Below are 22,279 nucleotides of genomic sequence, written 5' to 3'. Positions count from 1 at the left end.
TCCACCTCCTGGCTCCACTTCCCCGGTGCCAGAAGGTGACTTCCCAGGGCAAGCGGCCAGGGACCTGGCCGGACGAACCAGGCGATCGGTTCCCGCAACACGGGTAGCGGACCGAGGCGCAACACACGCTGAACCACACAGAACGAGGGGTCGAGATGGTGGTCGGACGTCCTGGGGGCAGGACGCATGAGTGAGTCCAAGCACGTTCCGGTGCTCCTGGAACGGACGGTCGAGCTCCTCGAGCCCGCCCTGGCCGGCAGCGACGCGATCCTGGTCGACGCGACGCTGGGCCTGGGCGGGCACACCGAGGCGGTGCTGAGCCGGTTCGAGGGCGTGCACGTCATCGGTATCGACCGTGACCCGGAGGCGCTGCGTCGCTCGCGTGAGCGACTGGCGCCGTTCGAAGGACGGGTCACGTTCTTCGAGGGCGTGTACGACCAGCTGGACGAGGCCATCGCCTCGGCCGGGCGGTCGCGGGTCGACGGCGTCCTGTTCGACCTCGGCGTCTCCTCCATGCAGCTCGACGTCGACGAGCGCGGCTTCTCGTACGCGCGACCCGCTCCGCTCGACATGCGGATGGGGCGCGAGGGACCGACGGCGGCGGAGATCCTGGCGACGTACGACCGGGACGAGCTGGTGCGGATCCTGCGGACCTACGGCGAGGAGAAGCACGCCAGCCGGATCGCCGACGCGGTCGTCCGCCGTCGCGCGACTGCGCCGCTGCGGACCAGCGACGAGCTGGTCGCCCTGGTGCGCGAGGCGCTGCCGGCGGCGGCGATGCGGACGGGCGGCAACCCGGCCAAGCGGACCTTCCAGGCCTTGCGCATCGAGGTCAACGACGAGCTCGGCGTGCTGCGCCGCGCGATCCCGGCGGCGCTCGAGGCCGTCGGGGTCGGTGGCCGGGTCGTGTCGATGGCCTACCACTCGCTGGAGGACCGGATCGTCAAGCAGGCCTTCGCCGGGGTGACCTCGACGGTCGACGTCCCGCCGGGGCTGCCCGTCGTCCCCGAGGAGATGCAGCCGCGGTTCCGGCTGGTGACCCGCGGCGCGGAGACCGCGTCGGATCAGGAGATCGAGGAGAACCCACGAGCGAAGCCGGTCCGGCTCCGCGTCGTCGAGCGAGTGAAGGCGCAGCGCATGAAGGAGGCCCGATGAGCATCGCCCACGGCACGCCCCGTCGCGCGACCGGACGTCCGCAGCCGTCCCCGCGGACTCCGCTGCGGGCCGTCCCCGCGCGCCGTCCGCGGACGCCGCGCGCCCCGTTCGTCCTGCTCGTCGTCACGGTTCTCGCCGGCGGGCTCGTCGGCCTGCTGCTGCTCAACACCTCGATGCAGAACGGCGCGTTCGAGCTGGCGGAGCTGGAGAAGAAGGCCCAGGAGCTGCAGAGCCGCCACGCCGAGCTGGCCCTCGAGGTCGAGCAGCGTTCGACCCCCGAGGCCGTCGCCGAGCGCGCCGCAGCGCTCGGGATGGTGCCGAACACCAACCCGGCGTTCCTGCGGCTGCCCGACGGCAAGATCGTCGGTGACCCCGAGCCCGCCACCCGCGACAGCGAGGCGGTCTCCGGTGTCGACGGACCGTCCCCGGTCACGGTGGGGGACCGCGGGTGAGCGCGCACCGCAACCGGGCGAGGTTCTGCTTCGTCGTGGTGGCGACGTTGCTGCTGGTCTTCGCGGGACGCCTGATCCAGATCCAGGGGGTCGACCCGAACGCGTACGCCGCCAAGGCGCTCGCGGCCTCGACCGAGCTCACGGTGCTCCACGCGGACCGCGGCCAGATCCTCGACCGCGACGGCGAGCCTCTCGCCACGTCGATGGACGCCCGCGCGATCATCGCCGACCCGAAGCAGACGGCCGAGAACGCGCCGGCGATCGCACGCATCCTCGCCTCCGAGCTGGACGTCGACTACTTCGACGCCGTGGACAAGCTGCGCCGTGAGGACTCGCGCTTCGTCTACGTCGCGCGCGAGGTGCCGTCGTACCAGGCGGACCGGGTCCTCGCGAAGCTCTCCGAGGCCGACATCCGGACCGGGGTGGACACCGAGCGCGACGCCGTACGCACCTACCCGGGCGGCACGCTCGGGGCGACGCTCATCGGCCTGGTCTCCGGCGAGACCGGCAAGGGCACCAGCGGCCTCGAGGGTGCCTTCGACGACGAGCTCAGCGGGGTCGACGGAGAGGCGTCGTACGGGGCGACGGTCAAGGGCGTGCGGATCCCGCTGGCGCGCCAGACGACCAAGGAGCCCGTCCCGGGCGCCGACGTCGTCACGACGATCGACCGCGACCTCCAGTGGTACGCCGACAAGCGGCTCGCCGCCGCGGTCCGCAAGAGCCGTTCCGACTGGGGGGTAGCGGTCACCGTGGACCTCCAGACGATGCAGGTGCTCCAGCTGTCGCAGCTGCCGACCTTCGACGCCCAGGACCGGTCGACGGTCACCCCGGCGGCGATGAACAACCGCGCCGTCCAGAACGTGTACGAGCCGGGGTCGGTGCAGAAGGTCGTCACGATGGCCGCTCTCGCCGACGCAGGTCTCGTGACGCCGACCACGCGGGTGAAGATCCCGAGCGAGCTCACGCTCGACGGGTTCACGATCAGCGACTGGTGGGACCACGGCCGGCTCCGGCTCACCGCGGCCGGCGTCATCGCCAAGTCGTCGAACCTCGGCACGATCGCGCTCGCCCAGCAGATGGACGATGACACCTTCCACGACTACCTGTCGAAGTTCGGGTTCGGGCAGCAGACCGGCGTGGGCCTGTCGTCGGAGTCACGCGGCATCCTGAGCCCGGCCGACCGTTGGTCGGCCGCCCAGAAGGCGACGATCTCCTTCGGGCAGGGCATCTCGGTCACCGCGCTGCAGGAGGTCGCGGCGGTCGCCGCGATCGCGAACGGCGGCCGGTACGAGGCGCCGCGCCTGGTGACCGAGGTCCGCCAGGCCGACGGTACGACCGAGCAGGTCGAGCCGGCGGCTACGCGCGAGGTCGTCTCACCCGAGGCGGCGAAGATGGTCACCACGATGATGGAGTCGGTCACGGACCCGGACGGCTCGGCGTACGGGGTGCGGATCCCGGGCTACCGCATCGCCGGCAAGACGGGCACGGCCTGGCGGGTGAACCCGGACACCGGACGCTACGTGCGGGGCGAGAACACCGTCTCGTTCATCGGCTTCGCGCCGGCGGAGAAGCCGCGGTTCCTGACGTACGTCGTGCTGGACAACCCGCGCGGCGGCGGCTCGGGCAGCGGGACTGCGGGGCCGGTGTTCCGCGACATCATGCAGCAGTCGCTGCAGCGCTACGGCATCGCACCGAGCGGGGCTCGCGCGCCCAGGACCCCGCTCGAGTGGTGAGTATCGATACGCTCGGCAGCGATGTCTTCTGAGCCCCAGCACCCGCTCGACACCCGGCCACCCTCGGTGGTCCCTGTCGCACTCGCCACCCTCGTCTCCACCGTCGGAGCGACGCTCGCTGCCGCTCCTGCCGGGGCGTCAGGGGCGTCGGTGACGGGGGTCACCCTCGCGTCGTCCGACGTGCGACCGGGCGACCTCTACGCCGCGCTGCCGGGGACACGGACCCACGGAGCGCGGTTCGCCGCCGACGCCGCACAGCGCGGCGCGGTGGCCGTCCTCACCGACGCCGCTGGCGCCGACCTGGTCGCCGAGGCTGGCGTGGAGCTGCCGGTCGTGGTGGTCGCCGACGCGCGCGCCGTGCTCGGGCAGGTGGCGTCCCAGGTGTACGCCGCGCCCTCCGAGGGACTCACGACGATCGGCATCACGGGCACGCAGGGCAAGACCACGAGCTCCTACCTCGCCGCGGCCGCTCTGCGCGCCTGCGGCGACCGGGTCGGCGCCATCGGCACGACCGGCGCGTTCCTCGACGGTCGCCCGCTCAGCTCCGCCCTGACGACGCCGGAAGCGCCGGCGCTGCACGCACTCTTCGGGGTGATGCGCGACCACGGCGCTGACGCCGTCGTCATGGAGGTCTCGAGCCACGCGCTCGCGCTGCACCGGGTCGACGGCGTCGTCTACGACGTGGCCGTGTTCCTCAACCTCGGGCGCGACCACCTCGACTTCCACCCCGACGTCGAGGACTACTTCGCCGCCAAGGCGTCCCTCTTCACGCCGGAGCGGGCGGGACACGCCGTCGTGGACATCGACGATCCGTACGGCCGCCGACTGGCGTCGTCGGTCACGATCCCGCTGACCACGGTCTCGCTCGAGGGCCGCGAGGAGGCCGACTGGCGCGTCGTCTCCGTCGAGTCCACCGCCACCGGATCGACCGCCCGCGTCGTCGGACCGGACGAGTCCGACCACACGCTGCTGGTCGGGCTCCCGGGCCGCTTCAACGTGGCGAACGCGCTGGCGGTACTGGCTGCCGTGACGGCGACGGGGCGCGCGGTCGAGGACGTGCTGGCCGGCATCGCCGGATGCACCGCGGTCCCGGGCCGGATGGAGTCCGTGGACGCGGGGCAGGACTTCACGGCGATCGTCGACTACGCGCACAAGCCTGACGCGCTGCGTGCCGTGCTGGCGTCGCTGCGTGGGCTCTCCGACGGGCGCCTGGTGGTGGTCGTCGGCGCCGGCGGGGACCGCGATCTCGGCAAGCGCCCGCTCATGGGCGCAGCGGCTGCGGAGCTGGCTGACGTCGTGGTGGTCACCGACGACAACCCCCGTACGGAGGATCCGGCGCAGGTCAGGGCAGCGATCATCGCCGGGGCGCGCTCGGCCCTGGTCCAAGGTGCGGCGGCGGAGCTGGTCGAGATCGGCGACCGCCGTGCCGCCATCGCGCACGCGGTCGGCGCCGCCCGTCCGGGCGACGTGGTCGTCGTCGCGGGCAAGGGGCACGAGCGGGGCCAGATCGTCGGTGACGTGGTTCACCCCTTCGACGACCGCGAGGTGCTCGTCGAGCTGCTGGGCGACGTACGGAGGGACCGGACGTGATCGCGACCTCGCTGTCCAGGATCGCCGAGGTCGTCGGTGGCACCCCGTACGCCGCCGGCGACGTGGTCGTCACCGCCCCCGCCACGCTGGACTCCCGGTCCGTCTCGACCGGCGGACTGTTCGTGGCCGTGCGCGGTGAGCACGTCGACGGTCACGACTACGTCGACGCGGCGATCCGGGCCGGTGCAGCGGGGGTTCTCGCCGAGCGTCGGGTCGACGCGCCCTGCGTGGTCGTCGACGACGTCGCGACGGCACTCGCACGCCTCGCCTCCGACGTCCGCTCGCGCCTCACGTGCACCGTCGTGGGCATCACCGGCTCCCAGGGCAAGACGAGCGTCAAGGACCTCGTGGCCCAGGTCCTGCTGAGAGCGGGGGAGACGGTCGCGACGGCGGGCAACTACAACAACGAGCTCGGTGTCCCGCTGACGGTCCTGCGCGCCGACGAGGACACGCGCCACCTGGTCGTCGAGATGGGGGCGCGCGCGCTCGGCAACATCGCCGAGCTGTGCGCCATCGCCCGGCCGCACATCGGGGCGGTGCTCAACGTCGGCACGGCCCACCTCGGCGAGTTCGGCTCCGTCGAGACGATCGAGCGGACCAAGGGTGAGCTCGTCGAGGCGCTCGGACCCGAGGGCGTCGCGATCCTCAACGCCGACGACCCCCGCACGGCGGCGATGCGCAGCCGCACGACGGCGCGCGTGGTGACGTACGGCGCCGCAGACGGAGCGGACGTCGGCGTGCGCAACCTCATGGTCGGGCGCGACGGCGAGCCGACGTTCACGCTCGTGAGCGGTCAGGAGCAGGTGGCGGTCCACGTGCCGTTGCTCGGTGCGCACCAGGCGTCCAACGCCGCCGCTGCCGCCGCCGTCGCGCTGGCGGTCGGCATCGACCTCCCCACGATCGCCGACGCGCTCGGATCGGTCGTCACGCGGTCGGCGTGGCGGATGGAGCGTCACGTCCGCGCCGACGGGCTCGTCGTGGTCAACGACGCGTACAACGCCAACCCGGAGTCGATGGCGGCCGCGCTGCGCGCGGTGACCGCGATGCGGGGAGACGGGCGCGTCATCGCGGTCGTCGGCGAGATGCTCGAGCTCGGCGGTGCGGCGCGACGCGCGCACTCCGACGTTGGTACTCTCGCCGCGGACCTCGGCGTCACCCAGGTGGTGGCCGTCGGACCCGGCTCACGCCCGGTCCACGACGCGGCAACCGCTGCCGGTGCGGCGTCCATCCACGTCGACGACGTGGAGGGCGCCGTGGCGTGGCTGCGGGACAACGCACGTCAGGGTGACATCGTGCTGGTGAAGGCATCTCGAGCGAGCGGCCTGGAACGGGTGGCGGCTGCGCTGCTGTCCGAGAGCGGCGCACGACGCGACGACGAAGGGAACGACGGTCGATGAGGGCCATTCTGATCGCCGGTGGTTTCGGTCTGATCGGCACGCTGCTCGGCACGCCGCTGGCGATCCGCCTGCTCGTCCGCAAGGGCTACGGGCAGCTGATCCGCGACGACGGCCCGACGTCGCACCACACCAAGCGCGGCACGCCGACGATGGGCGGCCTCGTCATCATCATCTCGGTCGTCGTCGCGTACGCGGCCGCCAAGCTCATCACCGGCAGCGCTCCGTCGGCGTCGGCGATGCTGCTTCTCTATCTCTTCGTCGGTCTGGGGCTCGTCGGCTTCCTCGACGACTACATCAAGGTCATCAAGCAGCGCAGCCTCGGCCTGCGCTCGAAGGCCAAGCTCGCGGGGCAGGCGATCGTGGCGCTCAGCTTCGCGCTCCTGGCCCTGCGGTTCCCCGACGACGACGGCCGCACGCCGATCTCCGAGGGCATCTCGTTCATCCGTGACATCCCCGGCTGGACCCTCCCGGCGGCGGTGATCGTCGTCTGGGTCCTCGTGATGATCTGGGGAACCAGCAACGCCGTGAACCTGACCGACGGCCTCGACGGCCTCGCGACCGGGGCGTCCGTGATGGTCTTCGGCGCCTACATGCTGATCAACCTCTGGCAGAGCAACCAGTCGTGCGCGATCAACCCGGGCGCCAAGTGCTACGACGTGCGCGACCCGCTGGACCTCGCCGTGGTCGCCGCCGCGCTGACCGGGGCGTGCTTCGGCTTCCTCTGGTGGAACGCGTCCCCCGCGAAGATCTTCATGGGCGACACCGGGTCCCTGTCCCTCGGCGGCGCGATGGCCGGGTTCGCGATCATGACGCGTACCGAGGTCCTCCTGCTGGTCCTCGGCGGGCTGTTCGTGATCATCACCTTGTCGGTGATCCTGCAGGTCGGCTGGTTCAAGATGTCCGGCGGCAAACGGCTCTTCAGGATGGCTCCGCTCCAGCACCACTTCGAGCTGATGGGGTGGGCGGAGATCACGATCGTCGTCCGCTTCTGGATCATCAGCGGCCTGTTCGTCGCCCTCGGCCTCGGCATCTTCTACTCCGAGTGGGTCAGCGGCCTGTGAGCGCTCCCGATCCCGGCACGCTGGGGCGGCTCGACTCGTGGGAGGGCGTGCACGCCGTCGTCGCCGGCCTCGGCGCGAGCGGGTACGCCGCCGCGGACGCGCTCATGCAGGTCGGCGCGCGGCTCACGATCCTCGACGACGGTGAAGGCGACCGCCTCCGTGAGCGGGCGGAGATCCTCGAGGTCCTCGGCGCCGACGTCCGGCTCGGCGCCGGAGCGACCGCTGCGCTGCCCGACGAGACGGCCGTCCTCGTCCCGTTCCCCGGGCTGCCTCCGACGACGCCGATCGTGGCCGAGGCACTGGCGCGCGACGTCCCCGTGTGGTCTGAGCCCGAGCTGGCCTGGCGGCTGCGGGCGCCCGGTGCGGCGCCGTGGATCGCGGTCACCGGCACGAACGGCAAGACGACGACGGTCGAGATGCTCGCCTCCATCCTGCGCGCGGCCGGGCTCCGTGCGCCCGCGGTCGGCAACATCGGCGTCCCCGTCACCGAGGCAGTGATGGACCCGACCGGCTACGACGTCCTGGCCGTGGAGCTGTCGAGCTTCCAGCTGCACTTCGCCGACCGGATCGCCTGCGAGGCGTCGGCCGTCCTCAACGTCGCTGCCGACCACCTCGACTGGCACGGCGGTGCCGCAGGCTACACCGCGGACAAGGGACGCATCTACGAGCACGTCGAGCGGGCCTGCGTCTACAACGTCGCCGACCCCGAGACCGAGCGCCTCGTCCGCGAGGCCGACGTGGCCGAGGGAGCCCGCGCGATCGGCTTCACGCTCGGCGTTCCGTCGATCGGCATGGTCGGCGTCGTCGACGACGTGCTCGCGGACCGTGCGTTCGTCCCCGAGCGGGCGACGAGCGCGGCCGAGCTGGCGACGCTCGGCGATCTCGCCGGACCCGCCGGCGAGCCGCCGGCACCGCACGTGGTGGCCAACGCGCTCGCCGCCGCCGCGCTGGCGCGTGCCCACGGCGTCGCGCCGGTCGCCGTGCGCGACGGCCTGCGCGCTCACGAGCCTGGCGCGCACCGGATCCAGCAGATCGCCGAGATCGAGGGTGTGACCTACGTCGACGACTCGAAGGCGACCAACCCGCACGCCGCGCTCGGCTCGCTCCGCGCGTACCCGTCGGTCGTGTGGGTCGCCGGCGGCCAGGCGAAGGGCACGACGTTCGACGACCTCGTCGAGCGCACCCGTGACCGCCTCCGCGCCGTCGTGCTGGTCGGCACCGACCGCGCTGTGATCCACGAGGCGTTGCGGCGACACGCGCCCGAGGTGCCCGTCGTCGAGGTCGACGCGGGGAAGGATGTGCTCATGGACCGCGTCGTGGACGCGGCGGCAGGTTTCGCCCGAGCGGGCGACACGGTGCTGCTCGCCCCGGGGTGCGCGTCCTTGGACCAGTTCACGAGCTACGCCGAGCGGGGCGACTCCTTCGCCGGAGCCGTGGCCAGGCACGCCGCGTCGCGAGGGTGATCTCCTCGCCGCCCGGCTCGACAGGATCGGGGAGGCGCACGGTGGCACGGACAGGGCGGCAGTCGTGGACGACGTCGGTCCGCGAGACGCTCGCGAAGCCGCTGACGTCGTACTACCTCGTGCTGGCCGTGTCGGGCCTCCTGATCGGCTTCGGCATGGTGATGGTGCTCAGCGCCAGCTCGGTGACCTCCCTCGAGCAGCTCGGCAGCTCGTACGCGATCGCGCTGCGCCAGGCCGGCTTCCTGCTCGTGGCGCTGGTGCTGGCGTTCGTCGCGTGGCGGATGCCGCTGAGGACGCTGCGCTGGTTCGTCTACCCGATGCTGCTCGTGGCGATCACGCTGCTCGTCCTGACCTTCACCCCGCTCGGGCAGGAGGTGAGCGGCAACCGCAACTGGCTGGACGTCGGCCTCCCGGTCCTGCTCCAGCCCTCGGAGCTCGCCAAGCTCGCCATCATCGTGTGGGTCGCCGACCTCTTCGCCCGCAAGCAGCGGCTCCTCCACCTCGACCGCCACATCGTGATCCCGATGCTCCCCGTGACGGGGTTCGTCGCCGCGCTCGTCGTGCTCCAGCGCGACCTCGGGACGGCGCTGGTGCTGTTCGCGATCATCCTCGGCATGCTCTTCGTGGCGGGGCTCTCCGGCAGGTCGTTCATCGTCATCGTGCTCAGCACCGCAGCGATCGCCGCCAGCGTCGCCAAGGCCAGCTCGGAGCGCGTCGGTCGCATCATGTCGTTCACCGACCCCTTCGCCGACCCGACGAACACCGGCTACCAGGCCGCCCACGGACTCATGGGACTGTCGACCGGTGAGCTGTCCGGCAGCGGCCTGGGCGCGGGCGTCCAGAAGTGGGGGACGCTCCCGGGCGCGCACACCGACTTCGTGTTCGCCGTCATCGGGGAGGAGCTCGGGCTCATCGGCACGCTGAGCGTGCTGGTGCTCTTCGGGCTGCTCGCCTACGTCGGCTTCCGGATCGCCCGGCGCGCACGTGACCCGTTCGCCCGGTACGCCGCGGCAGGGATCACGGTCTGGCTGATGGTCCAGACGCTGGTGAACATCGGCATGGTGCTGGGCATGCTGCCGGTGATCGGCATCCCGCTCCCGCTGATCTCCTACGGCGGCTCGGCCCTGGTCCCGACGGTCGTCGCGCTCGGGCTCCTCGCGAACTTCGCCCGTACGGAGCCGGGGGCGCAGGCCGCGCTGCGTGCGCACCGGTCCCGGCGGGCACGCCGTCGTACCCCGAGCGGTACGGTGCGGCAGAGCACGTTCCCGCCCGCCGCCGCGCGGCGCGAAGACCCCATCGCACGCCCTGCTCCACGACCCGTCGGACGCCCTGTCCGCGAGGAAGGATGATCGGTGACGCCACGCGTCCTGCTGGCCGGCGGAGGCACTGCCGGCCATACCTCACCCCTGCTGGCGACCGCTGCCGCGGTCCGCAGGCTCGAGCCCGAGGCCGAGATCACGGCGCTGGGCACACCGAAGGGGTTGGAGGTGACGCTGGTCCCGCAGGCGGGCTACCCGCTCGAGCTCGTGCCCGCCGTGCCGTTGCCGCGCAGCGTGAGCACGGAGCTGTTGCGGGTGCCGGGCCGGCTGGCCGGCACCGTCAAGGCGGCGGGTGAGGTCTTCGACCGCGTGCGGCCCGACGTCGTCGTCGGGTTCGGAGGGTACGTCTCCGTCCCCGCCTACCTCGTCGCGCGCAAGCGCAAGATCCCGATCGTCGTGCACGAGCAGAACGCCCTCCCGGGCATCGCGAACAAGCTGGGCGCCCGGTTCACGACACACGTCTTCACCAGCTTCCCGGAGACGCCGCTGCCCCACGCGCGCTACATCGGGCTGCCGATGCGCGAGCAGATCGCCCGCCTCGACCGTACGGCGGAGCGCGCCCAGGCTCGCGAGGCGTTCGGGCTCGACCCCGACCTGCCGACCCTGCTGGTCACGGGTGGCTCGCAGGGCGCACGACGCATCAACCAGGCGGTCTCCGGCGCTGCGGACGCGCTCGCGGCCGCAGGCGTCCAGGTGCTCCACGCAGCCGGACGCGTCGAGGAGGCACAGGTCGAGCGCACGGCGGGACAGGCGCCGTACGTCACCCTGCCCTTCATCGACCGCATCGACCTCGCGTACGCGGCTGCCGACGCGATCGTGTGCCGCTCCGGGGCGAACACCGTCGCCGAGGTCGCGGCCGTGGGGCTCCCCGCGGTCTTCGTCCCGCTCCCGATCGGCAACGGCGAGCAGGCGCTCAACGCGCACCCGGTCGTCGGTGCAGGCGGCGGCATCCTGGTGGAGGACGCCGCGCTGACCCCCGAGTGGGTGGCGACCGCCGTCGTGTCGCTGCTGCGCGACAGCGACCGGCTCTCGCGGATGTCGGCGGCGGCGTCCGACCTGATGCCGCGCGACGCCGACGACGTCCTGGCACGGATCGTCCTCGACGCGGCAGGGGCCGGGACGGACGACGCATGAGGATCGACGTCCCCGACCGGATCGAGGCGGCCGAGGACCTCGGCCGGGTCCACCTGATCGGCATCGGCGGCGCCGGGCTGTCGGCGATCGCACGCATCATGCTGGAGCGCGGCATCCCCGTCCAGGGCAGCGACGCGGCCGACTCGGCGCTGCTCAGGGCGCTCGAGGCGGACGGCGCCCGGGTCACGATCGGGCAGGCCGCCGAGAACCTCGGCGACGCCGACACCGTCGTGGCGACCACCGCGGTCCGCGAGGACAACCCCGAGATCGTCGCCGCGCAGGAGCGCGGCCTGCGCCTCTACCCGCGCTCGGCCGGCCTGCAGTCGGTGATGATCGGGCGCGACGTCGTCGCGGTCGCCGGCACCCACGGCAAGACCACCACGACCTCGATGCTCACCACGGCGCTCGTCCACGCGGGCGTCGACCCGTCGTACGCGATCGGTGCGCCGGTCGCCTCGCTCGGGACCAACGCCCACGCGGGCTCGAGCCGCTGGTTCGTCGCGGAGGCGGACGAGAGCGACGGTGCCTTCCTCGTCTACGAGCCCTACGGTGCCGTCGTCACCAACGTCGACGCCGACCACCTCGACGTGTGGGGGACCCCGGAGGCGTACGAGCAGGCGTTCGCGCAGTTCGTCGGCCGTCTGGATCCCCAGGGGTTCCTCGTGCTGTGCGTCGACGACGCGGGTGCCGCCGCGCTCGCGGACGTGGCTGCAGAGCAGGGGATCCGCGTCGTCCGAGCGGGTCTCGGCCCGCAGGTCGATCTCCGCGGCACCGACCTCGTCACCGAGGGCGGAGGCACGTCGTTCACCGTCCTGCGCGACGGGGAGACCCTGGGCAGGGTGAGACTGCAGGTGCCCGGCGAGCACTACGTCGTCGACGCCCTCGGGGCACTCGCTGCCGCCCTGGAGTGCGGCGCGTCCTTCGCCGATGCCGCCGCGGGCCTCGCGGCGTACGCCGGCGCGAGCCGTCGCATGGAGCTCATCGGCGAGGCCGACGGCGTCCGCGTCTACGACTCGTACGCCCACCACCCGGTCGAGATCGCCGGCGACCTCCAGGCTGCGCGTGCGCTCGCCGGCGGCTCGCGGGTCCTCGTCGCGTTCCAGCCGCACCTCGTCAGCCGTACCCGCATCTTCGGGACCGCGATGGGCGAGGCGCTGGGCGCGGCGGACGCCGTGGTGGTGACCGACATCTACCTCGCCCGCGAGGACGCCGATCCCGAGGTGACGTCGCAGCGGATCCTCGACGCCGTACGCCTCCCGGCCGACGCCGTCCACGCGGGGGCTCCGCTGGCCGAGCTCGACGACCAGCTCGCGGGACTCGCGCGCCCGGGCGACCTCGTGCTGCTGCTCGGGGCAGGTGACATCACCACCGTGGCTCCCCGCCTCGTCGCACGACTCGAGAAGCGGGCGCCAGGACCGTGACGGCCGACGACCGGTTCGTACGGCGGCGCTGGCAGGCGCGGCTGCAACGACTGCGCCCCTACCTGATCGCCGCAGCGGCGCTCGTGCTCGTCGGAGTGGGCGCGTGGGTCGTCCTCGAGACGTCGGTGCTGGGCGCGCGTACGGTCGACGTCCGTGGCGTCAGCACCGTGGCACCGGCCGTCGTGCGTGCGGAGGCCGACGTCGTGGAGGGCACGCCGCTGGCCCGGCTCGACGTCGCGTCGATCCAGGACCGGGTCGAGTCCATCCCGCAGGTCGAGTCGGTCGACGTACGCCGGCAGTGGCCGCGGACGGTCGTCGTGGAGGTCGTCGAGCGCACGCCGGTCGCACGGCTCGGCGGCTCGGACGACGGACGCCTGATCGACGCCGACGGCATCGTCTACCCGCCGGCCGGCAAGGCGCCGCGCCGGCTGCCCGAGGTCGTCCTCGCAGCGGGCTCCGGTCCTCGCGCGGCGGCGCTCCGCGAGGTCGCCGTGGCGGTCGGAGCGATGGACGCAGACCTCGCGCGACGCGTACGGGTCGTCAAGGTGACGAGCCGCGACGGGATCACGCTGGAGCTGCGCGACGGAGCCGACGTGGCGTGGGGGAGTGCCGAGCAGGCCGCCCTCAAGGCGCAGGTGCTGGCCGCGCTGCTCGAGCGGGAGGCGAGCGCGTACGACGTGAGCGTGCCCGAGCGGCCGACGATCCGTCCCTGAGCGCCGAGTCGCGGGTCGGTCGGAGCGGCAGTAGCGTCCGACCATGAGCACGAAGGCTCGGGCTCGGACCACCGGCGGTGCGGCGGCAGTCGGCATCGCCCAGTGCCTGGTGCTGACGCTCGGGTCGCTGGTGGTCGTCACCTGGTCGTTCCTGGAGGTCAGCGAGTCCCTCGTGACGTCGACCGCGCCGCTCACCGACAGCGGCATCGTCTTCTGGTCGCTCGTCGGCGGCATGGCCGTCCTGGTCCTGGCCTGCGTCGCCAGTCTGATGCTCTGGCGGGGGAGGGCGGCTGGGTTCACCGTCCTGGGCCTCGCGTGGCTGCCTGCGCTGCCGCTCGCGTGGGTCACCGTGACGTCGTACCTCGACCTTGTGGCCGACGACCGGATGCCCGGGCTGGTCGCGGTGTCGGTGGTCCTCTGCGTCGCGAACCTCGTGCTGGGCTGGGTCGTACGGATCAGCCCCGCGACGCGGCCGCCCGTCGCCGGCTGATCCTCCTCGCCGGGGCGCCCTCACTCCCTTCGCTGGTGCGGGCACGCTCCCCTCGCCGGTGCGGGCACGCTCCCTTCGCTGGCCGGGCGCCCACACTCCCTTCGCTGGGCGGGCGCCCACACTCCCTTCGCAGGGCGGGCGCCCTCACTCCCTTCGCTGGTCGGGCGCCCACACTCCCTTCGCTGGTCGAGGCGCGAAGCGATCGAGACCCCGGCGTGTCGGCGCACCGTGTCTGAGTCGACCACGTAAGTTCGTCACCAAGCACGAGGTTGACATAACTATAACCCTGAACTAGAGGGTTAGGGTTCGGCCACAGTCCGGATCCGCTGGCGCCGGCACTGGACTGCGGTGCCTCGTGATAACTCGGAACACACCAAGCACGTGAGGGGCACCATCGTGGCAGCTCAGAACTACCTGGCCGTGATCAAGGTGGTCGGCATCGGAGGAGGCGGCGTCAACGCCGTCAACCGGATGATCGAGGCCGGCCTCAAGGGAGTCGAGTTCATCGCGATCAACACCGACGCGCAGGCGCTGCTGATGAGCGACGCCGACGTCAAGCTCGACATCGGCCGGGAGCTCACCCGCGGTCTCGGTGCCGGAGCCAACCCCGACACCGGCCGTCAGGCCGCCGACGACCACGCCGACGACATCGAGGAGGTCCTCAAGGGGGCCGACATGGTGTTCGTCACGGCGGGCGAGGGCGGCGGCACCGGCACGGGAGGTGCTCCGGTCGTCGCGCGCATCGCCCGCTCGCTGGGTGCCCTGACGATCGGCGTCGTCACGCGCCCGTTCTCCTTCGAGGGACGGCGCCGCGCCAACCAGGCCGACGACGGCATCGAGGGGCTGCGGGAGGAGGTCGACACCCTGATCGTCATCCCGAACGACCGGCTGCTGTCGATCAGCGACCGCAACGTGACGATGATCGACGCGTTCAAGCAGGCCGACCAGGTCCTCCTGCAGGGCGTCTCGGGCATCACCGACCTGATCACGACGCCGGGTCTCATCAACCTCGACTTTGCCGACGTCAAGTCCGTGATGTCCGACGCCGGATCGGCCTTGATGGGCATCGGCTCGGCCCGGGGCGACGACCGGGCGGTGGCTGCCGCGGAGATGGCGGTGTCGAGCCCTCTGCTCGAGGCGTCGATCGACGGCGCGCACGGCGTGCTGCTGTCGATCGCCGGCGGGTCGGACCTCGGCCTCTTCGAGATCAACGAGGCCGCGGCGCTGGTCAGCGAGGCCGCGCACGCCGAGGCCAACATCATCTTCGGCGCCGTGATCGACGACGCCCTCGGTGACGAGGTGCGCGTGACCGTCATCGCGGCCGGGTTCGACGGCGGCACGCCCAAGCGGCGCGACGCCTCGCGTCCGGCGTTGCGGCGCGACACGGCACCCGCCCGTCCGGTCACGAAGGACGCCCCGGAGGCGCCCGCCGCCCGCGACACGGAGTCCCAGGGTCGCGTCCCCGTGGGCGTTCGTACGAGCAGTTCGGACGACAGCCGCGACGGACGGACGACCTCGAACGGCGCGAACGGCTCGAACGGGGTGGGCAACGGCTCCGGCAACGGTGTCGGCAACGGCTCCCGGCCGTCGGTGCCCAAGCGCCAGCCCGACCCCTTCGAGGACGACCTCGACATCCCGGACTTCCTCAAGTAGGTGTTCGCGTTCCACGAGTCGCTCGACCGCGTCGACCTCGCCTTCACCGACCGGCACGGAGGGGAGAGCACCGGACCCTGGTTCGCACTGAACCTCGGTGCGAGCAACGGAGACGACCCCGCCACCGTCGAGCGCAACCTGCGCGCGGCCGTCTCCGCGCTCGGCGGCGACCCGCGCCGTACGCACCTGGCCAACCAGGTCCACGGCCGTGACGTCCACCTCGTCACGGCCGAGACGGATCCGGCCGCACCGGCCCCCGAGGCCGACGCGCTGGTGACGGCCGAGCCCGGGGCCGTGCTGGTCGTACGCGTCGCCGACTGCGTGCCGATCGTGCTGGCCGACGACGACGCCGGTGTGGTCGGGGTCGTCCACGCCGGCCGCAAGGGGATGGTTCTCGACGTCGTCACGGCCGCTGTCGAGGCGATGCGGGCGCTCGGTGCCGAAGACCTCCGAGGCTGGATCGGGCCACGCGCGTGCGCGCGCTGCTACGAGGTGCCCGAGGACATGCGCGACGAGGTGGCCCGCGAGCTGCCGACCGCCTGGTCGACGACCTCGTGGGGGACCCCGTCGCTCGACCTCGCGTCCGGGGTCGCGAGCCAGCTGCGCGCGGCCGGTGTCGACGTCCTCGACCTCGCGGACGACCTCCACGTGTGCACGATCGAGGGCGAGGCCGACTACTTCTCCTACCGACGGCAGGGCGTCCGGTCCGGCCGCCTCGGCGCGCTCGTGCGCGTGCGAGGCTGACGCCGTGGAGACCAGCAGCGCCCGGCACGACGAGCTCGAGCACAACCTCGCCAAGGTGCGGCGGCGGATCGCCGACGCGGCGCGCGCGGCCGGCCGTACGCCCGAGGACGTGCACCTCGTCGTGGTCACCAAGACGTACCCCGCCTCCGACGTCGTCGCCCTGGCCGACCTCGGTGTCACCGACGTCGGCGAGAACCGGCATCCGGAGGCAGCCCGCAAGCGCGAGGAGAGCGGCGCCGCGGGTGCGGCGCTCACCTGGCACTTCGTCGGCGGACTGCAGACCAACAAGGCCGCCGCGGTCGCCCGGTACGCCGACGTCGTCCACTCGGTCGACCGGCCGCGTCTCGTCGACGCGCTCGACCGTGGCGCTCAGGCTGCCGGCCGCCGGCTCGGGGCGCTCGTGCAGGTCAACCTCGAGGGCCACGACGACGACCCTCAGGGGCGAGCGGGTGCGTCGGCGGAGGAGGTGCTCGCTCTCGCGGACCGCATCGACGCGACCGACGCGCTGACCCTGCAGGGTGTGATGGCCGTCGCCCCGCTCGGCGCGGACCCCGATGACGCCTTCGCCCGACTCGCGGAGATCGCAGCACAGGTCGCCGCCGCCCACCCCGGCGCCACGGCGATCTCGGCAGGGATGAGCGGCGACCTCGAGGCCGCCGTACGACACGGCGCGACACACGTGCGCATTGGGCGTTCGGTGCTCGGAGAGCGCCCTCTGCTCGGGTAGGTTGAGTGCGACGGCGACCCGCCGTCCACCGTTCGAAGATGCACCGTGGTTCCAGGGAGGTCAGGCGATGGCTGGCGCAATGCGCAAGATGGGGGAGTACCTCGGCCTCGTCGAGCAGTCGGGTGAGTTCGACGACTACGACGACTACGAGTCCGAGCCGGAGGCTGCCCGTCGCGCCGCACGACCCGCCGCGCGCGAGCCCGAGACGCGCTCCGTCGCGCGCATCGACGACCGCCGTCGTCCGTCCGCGGCCCCGATGGTCGCGTCGGTGCCGGTGAGCGAGCTCACCCGGATCACGACGCTCCACCCGCGGACCTACAACGAGGCCCGCACCATCGGCGAGCACTTCCGCGAAGGCACGCCGGTCATCATGAACCTCACGGAGATGGACGACAACGACGCCAAGCGTCTCGTCGACTTCGCCGCGGGCCTGATCTTCGCCGTGTACGGGTCGATCGAGCGGATCACCAACAAGGTGTTCCTGCTCTCGCCGCCGAACGTGACCGTCACTGCGGAGGACCGTCAGCGTCTTGCCCAGGGCGGGTTCTTCAACCAGAGCTGACTAGGACACACTGACGTACATGGTCCTCGCCGGTGAAATCATCAGCTTCGTCCTGTGGGTGTGCATCCTGCTCCTGATCGCGAGGTTCGTGATCGACTGGGTCCAGGTGCTGTCGCGGTCCTGGCAGCCGAAGGGCTTCATCCTCGTGATCTGCGAGGCCATCTACTCGGTCACCGATCCGCCGCTGCGGGCCGTCCGCAGGGTCATCCCGCCGGTGCGCTTCGGAGGGGTGGCGCTCGACCTGTCGCCGATGGTCCTGCTGATCGGTCTATACCTCCTGCAGATCGTCAACCAGCAGATCTTTTTCTGATCGTTGTAAGTCTTTAGCCTGCTCGTGACGCCCACTAGGGTGTGAGGAGTGACGGGGCGCCGAACGTGCGGTTTCCCCGACCGAGTACCGTTGTCAGGAATGTCCGATGAAACATGACCCCGAGGTGAGAGCATGCCGTTGACGCCAGAGGACGTGCGGAACAAGCGATTTACCCCGGTCCGCCTTCGCGAGGGCTACGACATGGGTGAGGTCGACCAGTTCCTCGACGAGGTCGAAGCCGAGCTCGAGCGTCTGACCCTGGAGAACGAGGACCTGCGCAGCAAGCTTGCCGCGGCCTCGTCCGGCTCGTCGACCTCGTCGTTCGACACGTTCCGCGCTCCGGCGCCCGCGCCGGTCGTGCAGCAGCCGCCGGCCCCGGTCGCGCCCCCCATGCCGGTTGCACCCGCGCCCGTGACCTCGTCCGTCGGTGACGCGTCCAGCGCCGCCGCGCGACTGCTCGAGATCGCCACGCACAACGCCGACGAGCTCGTCGACGCGGCGAAGAACGAGGCCGATCGCATCCTCGGTGAGGCCCGCACCAAGGCCGACCGGGTCGAGAACGAGGCCCGCGGCAAGGCCGAGCGCCTCGAGAGCGAGGCGCGGATGCGCGCCCAGAAGCTCGATGCCGAGACCGCAGAGCGTCGCCAGCAGGCGTTCGGCACGATCGAGAAGGAGCGTGACGACCTCAACCGCGAGGTCGAGCGTCTGCGCACCTTCGAGCGCGAGTACCGCAGCCGCCTGAAGAACTACTTCCAGGCGCAGCTGTCGCACCTCGAGGGCGAGCAGTCGGTCGCAGCCACGCTGCCGACCTCCTCGCCCGCCCCGGCCACCGTGCACAGCTCGGCACCGGAGCACGCGCCGCGTCGTCTCAAGTCGCTGTTCGGCGACGACGACGTGCGTTCCTGATCAACCCGTACGACGCAGAGGGCCCCGCCCCGACCGAGAGGTCGACGGCGGGGCCCTCTGCGTACGCCCGCACCACCTCCGCAGCGGCGCCAGCACCGCACCTCCGCGGCGGTGAGGGTGGTCCCACCGGTAGTGGTGCGGGTGGGACCACACTCACCGCGCGGGGTCGTCAAGGGCCGTGCGGGGTGCTGTGGCGCGGCGGGCGTCAGGCCTTCACGAGCGAGATCGTGACGCCGAGGTCCTCGTCGCTGGCCACGTAGCCCTCAGACTGCCCAGCCGACGCGGGTCGCGGCGCCGCTTCGCCGAGCTCGACCGCGAGCACCTCCTCGGAGATCGTCGCCGTGTGGGCACGGACGGCGTCGGCTGCCTGACCTGAAGCCGCCCAGGTCACGCGGATCCGGTCGGTGACCTCCAGGCCGGCGTTCTTGCGGGCCTCCTGCAGCATGCGGACGACCTCGCGGGCGATGCCGGCCTGCACGAGCGCCTCGTCGAGCTCCAGGTCGAGGGCGACGGTCTCACCCTGGTCGTTCACGACGGCCCAGCCCTCGCGCGGCCGCTCGGACACGATCACGTCGTCGGCCGACACCTCGACCGTCTCGCCCTCGACCACCACGGCGTACGAGCCACCGTCGGCGACCGCTGCGGCCAGCGCCGCGGCGTCGGCCTCGGCGACTGCGGCGGCGACCTTCGGGGTCTGCTTGCCGAACCGCTTGCCGAGGCTGCGGAAGTTGCCCTTGGCGGAGTACTCGACGAGATCGCCGGAGGCGCCGGCGAGCGACTCGAGCGCGCCGACGTTCAGCTCGTCCTCCACCTCGGTGCGCAGCTCGTCACCCAGCTGCTCCCACGCGCGGGAGGGAACGAGCGCGCGACGCAGGGGCTGGCGCGTCCGAGCCTTCGCCTCCGCGCGCGCGGCGCGGCCGAGCTCGGTGATCCGGCGGGCGAGCGCGACCTGGTCGTCGAGTCCGGCGACGATCAGCGTGTCGTCCGCGACCGGCCACGACGCGAGGTGCACGGACTCGGCGGCCTGCGGGTCGGTCGGGCGTACGACGTCCTGCCAGACCTGCTCGGTGATGAACGGGGTCAGGGGTGCCATCAGTCGGGTGACGACGTCCAGGGTGTCGTGCAGCGTCGCGAGCGCGGCGGGGTCGCCGTTCCAGAAGCGGCGGCGCGAGCGGCGGACGTACCAGTTGGACAGGTCGTCGACGAACTGCGCGAGCGACGCGCCCGCGCGCTGGGTGTCGAAGCGCTCGAGGCAGGCGGTCACCTCGGCGACGAGCTCCTGCGTGCGCGACGCCAGCCAGCGGTCGAGCACGGGGCGCTCCGCCACCGGCGGGGCGCCGTCGGCCGGGGACCAGCCGGCGGTACGGGCGTACAGGACGTGGAAGGCGACTGTGTTCCAGTACGTGAGGAGGACCTTGCGGACGATCTCCTGCAGAGCCTGGTGACCCACGCGGCGCGCCTGCCACGGCGAGCCGGAGCACGCCATGAACCAGCGGACCGCGTCCGCGCCGTGCTCGTCCATCAGCGGGACGGGCAGCAGGATGTTGCCGAGGTGCTTGGACATCTTGCGCCCGTCCTCGGCGAGGATGTGGCCGAGGCAGACGACGTTCTCGTACGAGTTCTTGTCGAAGACGAGCGTCGAGACCGCCATCAGCGAGTAGAACCAGCCGCGCGTCTGGTCGATCGCCTCGCAGATGTACTGCGCGGGAAACGCCTGCTCGAACTTCTCCGCCGAGCCCTCGACGTGCGGGTAGCCCCACTGCGCGAACGGCATCGAGCCGGAGTCGAACCACGCGTCGATGACCTCGGGGACGCGTCGGTACGTGCCGTCCTCGCCGTCACGTGTGAAGGTGACGTCGTCGATGTACGGGCGGTGCGGGTCGAGGCCGGACAGGTCGCGGCCGGTGAGCTCGGACAGCTCGGCCAACGAGCCGACGCACACGAGCTTGCTGGGATCGGCGTCGTTGCGCCAGATCGGCAGGGGAGTGCCCCAGAACCGGTTGCGGGACAAGGCCCAGTCGACGTTGTTGCGGAGCCAGTCGCCGTACCGGCCCCACTGGATCGTCTCGGGGTACCAGGCGGTGTTCTCGTTCTCGCGCAGCAGCGCGTCCTTCGCGACCGTCGTCCGGACGTACCACGCGGGGGAGGCGTAGTACATCAGCGCAGTGTGGCAGCGCCAGCAGTGCGGGTAGGCGTGCTCGTACGGCACGTGGCGGAACAGCAGCCCACGGCTGTCGAGGTCGGCGACCAGGGCTGCATCGGCCTTCTTGAAGAACGCGCCGCCGACCAGGTCGAGCCCCGCCTCGAAGTGGCCGCTGGAGTCGATGGGGTTGACCATCGCGATGCCGTTGCGGCGGCCGGACAGGAAGTCGTCCGCGCCGAACGCCGGCGCCTGGTGGACGAGACCCGAGCCGTCGTCGGTCGTGACGTAGTCCTCCGTCACGATGTAGTGGGCGTTGTCGTCGGGCCAGGTGACCAGCTCGAACGGCCGCTGGTACGCCCAGCCCTCGAGGTCGGAGCCCTCGAACCGCGCGTCGATCGTCCAACCCTCGCCGAGCGCCTTCTCGACCAGCGGCTCGGCCACGACCAGCGTCTCGGTGCCGTTGCTCGCCGCGACGTACGTGACGTCTGCCTTGGCGGCGACGAGCGCGTTGGAGACCAGCGTCCACGGCGTCGTCGTCCACACGAGCAGGGAGGCCTCACCGGCGAGCGGACCCGACGTCAGCGGGAAGCGGACGAACACCGACGGGTCGACGACCGTCTCGTACCCCTGGGCGACCTCGTGGTCGGAGAGTCCGGTGCCGCACCGTGGGCAGTACGGGGCGACGCGGTAGTCCTCGCTCAGCAGCCCCTTCTCGAAGATCTGCTGCAGCGCCCACCACACGCTCTCGACGTACGACGTGTCCATGGTGCGGTACGGGTCGTCGGTGTCGACCCAGTAGCCCATGCGCTCGGTCATCTCCTCGAAGAGACCGACGTTGCGGAGGACGGCCTCCCGGCACTTCGCGTTGAACTCGGCGATGCCGTACGCCTCGATGTCGGGCTTGCCGTTGAACCCGAGCTCCTTCTCGACGGCGATCTCGACCGGGAGCCCGTGGCAGTCCCAGCCGCCCTTGCGCTCGACGCGGTAGCCCTGCATGGTGCGGAAGCGCGGGAAGACGTCCTTGAAGACGCGGGCCTCCACGTGGTGCACGCCCGGCGTGCCGTTCGCGGTCGGCGGGCCCTCGTAGAACGTCCAGCGAGGAGCGCCCTCGCGCTGCTCAAGGGACTTGTCGAAGGTGCCCTGGCTCTCCCAGAGCGCGATCACGTCACGTTCCGTCGCGGGCAGGTCCACGTGGGCGGGAACGGGGCGGTACGAGGCGGTCACGGTCATCCTCCGACAAGTCACGAAGCTTCGGCTTGACGAAGGGACGAGGCGTCGTGCCCCGCGGTACCACCCTTCTTGGTGG

General features: G+C 71.9%; 19 protein-coding genes. 18 read left to right on the top strand and 1 reads right to left on the bottom strand.

Going from position 1 to position 22,279, the window contains the following annotated elements; translation table 11 throughout:
- Positions 1-186 precede the first annotated feature (186 nt).
- The 18 genes from rsmH to GH747_RS07615 all read left to right on the top strand — a co-directional run bounded on the left by rsmH (position 187) and on the right by GH747_RS07615 (position 18,830).
- On the top strand, positions 187-1,155 hold the full coding sequence (gene rsmH, locus GH747_RS07700) for a 16S rRNA (cytosine(1402)-N(4))-methyltransferase RsmH (protein WP_149768999.1): 969 nt from the start codon (positions 187-189) through the stop codon (positions 1,153-1,155).
- Complete coding sequence (gene ftsL, locus GH747_RS07695) at positions 1,152-1,607, top strand: cell division protein FtsL (protein WP_149768998.1); 456 nt, start codon at positions 1,152-1,154, stop codon at positions 1,605-1,607. Before rsmH ends, ftsL begins: the two co-directional genes overlap by 4 nt.
- Positions 1,604-3,340, top strand: coding sequence for a peptidoglycan D,D-transpeptidase FtsI family protein (locus tag GH747_RS07690; protein WP_149768997.1), 1,737 nt, complete (start codon positions 1,604-1,606; stop codon positions 3,338-3,340). The genes ftsL and GH747_RS07690 overlap by 4 nt, the downstream gene beginning before the upstream one ends.
- Positions 3,341-3,361: 21 nt before the next feature.
- Positions 3,362-4,930: a UDP-N-acetylmuramoyl-L-alanyl-D-glutamate--2,6-diaminopimelate ligase gene (locus GH747_RS07685; RefSeq protein WP_149768996.1), complete on the top strand. Its 1,569-nt coding sequence runs from the start codon at positions 3,362-3,364 to the stop codon at positions 4,928-4,930.
- A complete protein-coding gene (locus GH747_RS07680) occupies positions 4,927-6,327 on the top strand; it encodes a UDP-N-acetylmuramoyl-tripeptide--D-alanyl-D-alanine ligase (RefSeq protein WP_149768995.1) in 1,401 nt (466 codons plus the stop codon). The genes GH747_RS07685 and GH747_RS07680 overlap by 4 nt, the downstream gene beginning before the upstream one ends.
- Positions 6,324-7,388 (top strand): phospho-N-acetylmuramoyl-pentapeptide-transferase, encoded by a 1,065-nt coding sequence (mraY, locus tag GH747_RS07675; RefSeq protein WP_149768994.1) that lies wholly within the window; start codon positions 6,324-6,326, stop codon positions 7,386-7,388. The genes GH747_RS07680 and mraY overlap by 4 nt, the downstream gene beginning before the upstream one ends.
- The gene (gene murD / locus GH747_RS07670; RefSeq protein ID WP_149768993.1) at positions 7,385-8,851 is read left to right on the top strand and encodes a UDP-N-acetylmuramoyl-L-alanine--D-glutamate ligase; all 1,467 of its coding nucleotides are present in this window, start codon (positions 7,385-7,387) and stop codon (positions 8,849-8,851) included. The genes mraY and murD overlap by 4 nt, the downstream gene beginning before the upstream one ends.
- A gap of 41 nt (positions 8,852-8,892) precedes the next feature.
- Positions 8,893-10,200, top strand: coding sequence for a putative lipid II flippase FtsW (ftsW, locus tag GH747_RS07665; RefSeq protein WP_228552823.1), 1,308 nt, complete (start codon positions 8,893-8,895; stop codon positions 10,198-10,200).
- A 3-nt stretch (positions 10,201-10,203) separates the two neighbouring features.
- On the top strand, positions 10,204-11,304 hold the full coding sequence (gene murG, locus GH747_RS07660) for an undecaprenyldiphospho-muramoylpentapeptide beta-N-acetylglucosaminyltransferase (protein WP_149768992.1): 1,101 nt from the start codon (positions 10,204-10,206) through the stop codon (positions 11,302-11,304).
- Positions 11,301-12,725, top strand: a complete 1,425-nt coding sequence (murC, locus tag GH747_RS07655; protein WP_149768991.1) for a UDP-N-acetylmuramate--L-alanine ligase — start codon at positions 11,301-11,303, stop codon at positions 12,723-12,725. Before murG ends, murC begins: the two co-directional genes overlap by 4 nt.
- Entirely contained in the window at positions 12,722-13,438 is a 717-nt protein-coding gene (locus GH747_RS07650) for a cell division protein FtsQ/DivIB (protein ID WP_149768990.1), read from the top strand. Before murC ends, GH747_RS07650 begins: the two co-directional genes overlap by 4 nt.
- 43 nt (positions 13,439-13,481) lie before the next feature.
- Entirely contained in the window at positions 13,482-13,928 is a 447-nt protein-coding gene (locus GH747_RS07645; protein ID WP_149768989.1) for a hypothetical protein, read from the top strand.
- 393 nt (positions 13,929-14,321) lie between these two features.
- Entirely contained in the window at positions 14,322-15,581 is a 1,260-nt protein-coding gene (gene ftsZ, locus GH747_RS07640) for a cell division protein FtsZ (protein ID WP_149769488.1), read from the top strand.
- On the top strand, positions 15,582-16,325 hold the full coding sequence (gene pgeF / locus GH747_RS07635; RefSeq protein ID WP_149768988.1) for a peptidoglycan editing factor PgeF: 744 nt from the start codon (positions 15,582-15,584) through the stop codon (positions 16,323-16,325).
- 4 nt (positions 16,326-16,329) lie between these two features.
- Positions 16,330-17,052: a YggS family pyridoxal phosphate-dependent enzyme gene (locus tag GH747_RS07630; RefSeq protein WP_149768987.1), complete on the top strand. Its 723-nt coding sequence runs from the start codon at positions 16,330-16,332 to the stop codon at positions 17,050-17,052.
- Positions 17,053-17,119: 67 nt separating this feature from the next.
- A complete protein-coding gene (locus GH747_RS07625; RefSeq protein WP_149768986.1) occupies positions 17,120-17,614 on the top strand; it encodes a cell division protein SepF in 495 nt (164 codons plus the stop codon).
- Between the two features lie 19 nt (positions 17,615-17,633).
- Positions 17,634-17,924 carry a YggT family protein gene (locus GH747_RS07620; protein WP_149768985.1) on the top strand — a complete coding sequence of 97 codons (291 nt, stop codon included), beginning with the start codon at positions 17,634-17,636 and terminating at the stop codon, positions 17,922-17,924.
- Between the two features lie 132 nt (positions 17,925-18,056).
- Positions 18,057-18,830, top strand: a complete 774-nt coding sequence (locus tag GH747_RS07615) for a DivIVA domain-containing protein (protein WP_149768984.1) — start codon at positions 18,057-18,059, stop codon at positions 18,828-18,830.
- A 205-nt stretch (positions 18,831-19,035) separates the two neighbouring features.
- Here GH747_RS07615 and ileS read toward each other — a convergent pair whose 3' ends face one another.
- Positions 19,036-22,203: an isoleucine--tRNA ligase gene (ileS, locus tag GH747_RS07610; RefSeq protein ID WP_149768983.1), complete on the bottom strand. Its 3,168-nt coding sequence runs from the start codon at positions 22,201-22,203 to the stop codon at positions 19,036-19,038.
- Between the last annotated feature and the right edge of the window lie 76 nt (positions 22,204-22,279).

This window comes from Mumia xiangluensis (assembly GCF_010994095.1).
Taxonomy (GTDB): Bacteria; Actinomycetota; Actinomycetes; order Propionibacteriales; family Nocardioidaceae; genus Mumia; species Mumia xiangluensis.
The sequence above is the reverse complement of the archived record's forward strand: the minus strand, read 5'-3'. Positions and strand labels throughout refer to the sequence as shown.